This window comes from Candidatus Accumulibacter vicinus (genome assembly GCF_000584955.1).
GTDB classification, from domain to species: domain Bacteria; phylum Pseudomonadota; class Gammaproteobacteria; order Burkholderiales; family Rhodocyclaceae; genus Accumulibacter; species Accumulibacter vicinus.
Genome location: NZ_JDSS02000045.1, coordinates 21,832 through 23,568, shown reverse-complemented (window position 1 = coordinate 23,568; position 1,737 = coordinate 21,832). Strand labels below are relative to the sequence as shown.

2 protein-coding genes are annotated in these 1,737 nt (G+C 60.3%); one reads left to right on the top strand and one right to left on the bottom strand.

Annotated elements, in window-relative coordinates:
* Positions 1-46: 46 nt before the first annotated feature.
* Positions 47-1,168, bottom strand: coding sequence for an AraC family transcriptional regulator (locus CAPSK01_RS19165; RefSeq protein WP_273704101.1), 1,122 nt, complete (start codon positions 1,166-1,168; stop codon positions 47-49).
* 173 nt (positions 1,169-1,341) lie between these two features.
* Here CAPSK01_RS19165 and CAPSK01_RS19160 point away from each other — a divergent pair.
* A partial coding sequence (locus CAPSK01_RS19160; RefSeq protein ID WP_034930548.1) for a cobalamin-dependent protein occupies positions 1,342-1,737 on the top strand: 396 nt, incomplete at its 3' end.

Genomic DNA, 1,737 nt, shown 5'->3' with positions numbered 1-1,737 from the left:
TGTTAACGCTAATTTTTTGGCTTCGTTATCCCGAACTGACGTTACATTAAAGCTGCAAAGAGGCATCCTGTCGGCACCCGCTTGGCGCATGGCCGGCCGCCTGCAGGCGTCGGCGGTAATGCGCGGGGGCGATACCGGTCCATCTCACGAAAGCCCGGTAGAAGGCCGCGCTGTCGGCAAAACCCAGTTCTGCGGCCACTGCTGCCAGCGCCTGCCTGGTCTTGGCGAGCCGGTTGATCGCCAGGTCGCGGCGCAAGGCATCCTTGATCGCCTGAAAGCTTGACCCCTCTGCTTGCAGCCGGCGGTGTAGCGTGCGGGGCGACAAATTCAGGGTGCGCGCGACCTCGGCGAGTGAACTCGACACCGGTAGCGCGTCGCGTAGCGCGTTGCGTACGCGCAGAACGATCTCTCGGTCACGACGGTATAGGGTGGTCAGCTTGCCTGGCGCGCCTTCGAGGAAGCTTTGCAGCGCGGCCTCGTCGCGACGGATCGGCAGATCCAGCAGGTTGGCAGAAAAGACGGCGGTGAGCCTATCCGCGTCAAAGGTCGAGTGGGCAGTGTAGATCAGCGCATAATCCTCGGCATGGCCCGGACGAGGGTAAGGGAAAGCCACCGAATCGAGAACGATGCTGCGCCCTACCAGCCAGGAAAAAAGTCCGTGCAGCAGGCGCAATAGCCATTCGAAGGCGAAAACCCGTCCGATCACGAGCGGGCGATTTTCCACGATGGACAGGCATGCCTGTTCGGGGTGGCTATCGAGACGGACACCGAGGTCGGGCAGCAGCAAGCGCAGGAAGCGGATGCTGCGTCCGATGGCCTCGGCCAGCGTCGGTGCGGTGATGGTGCTGCGGCAGAGGAACTCGAAAGTGCCGGATCTGATCGGCATCGAGAAGAGTCCAAAGCCTTCATCGTCGAGTTCGCTGTTGATCCGGTTGTAAAGATCGGCGTAGCGGTCGACCGGAATGCGGGCGCTTGGATCATTCAAGACCTGCGCAGCAATGTGGGCGCTTTCGAGGAGCCGGGCGGTATCCCGGCCCGCATGCTGAAGACCCGCCAGCATTCCCTGCACGAAGGCAATGGCCACGGTCGCGCGTGCCGGAGCGGGAAGTGCGGCAGATGGCGTGGCCTTCCTGGTCATCTCCTTGGCAGTCTTCTCAGGGTATGGCATGGGCTTCTCGCAAGGCTGTGTATTGACGGGGAATTTCAAGTTGGCAATATATACATTGTTGGCGGCGTATTGGGGAATGGCTTTATTGGCGTCAACTTCCTACCATGTGCGTCCTTGTACAATTTCCGGTATCCAGGACAATTCCAGGATAATCTTTGTGGAGCGCGAACGACATGACCGACCTTTCCATTGCCAAGAAGCTTCTGCCCTACAAGCCCAAGCACAAGGTGCGCTTTGTCACCGCCGCCTCCTTGTTTGACGGGCATGACGCATCGATCAACATCATGCGCCGAATTCTGCAGTCGACAGGTGCCGAGGTCATCCATCTCGGCCACAACCGTTCGGTGCAGGAGATTGTGAACGCCGCACTGCAGGAGGATGTGCAGGGAATCGCCATCACCTCCTACCAGGGGGGGCACGTCGAGTTCTTCAAATACATGATCGACCTGTTGAAGGCCGGGGGCGGTGAGAACATCCAGGTCTTCGGCGGTGGCGGCGGGGTCATCGTGCCGAGCGAGATCGACGAATTGCACGCCTACGGTGTGGCGCGCGTCTACTCACCGCAGGAT

Bases quoted from the DNA above. Each gene is read 5' to 3' on its own strand.
- CAPSK01_RS19165 (WP_273704101.1), bottom strand. From the start codon at position 1,168: ATGCCATACCCTGAGAAGACTGCCAAGGAGATGACCAGGAAGGCCACG.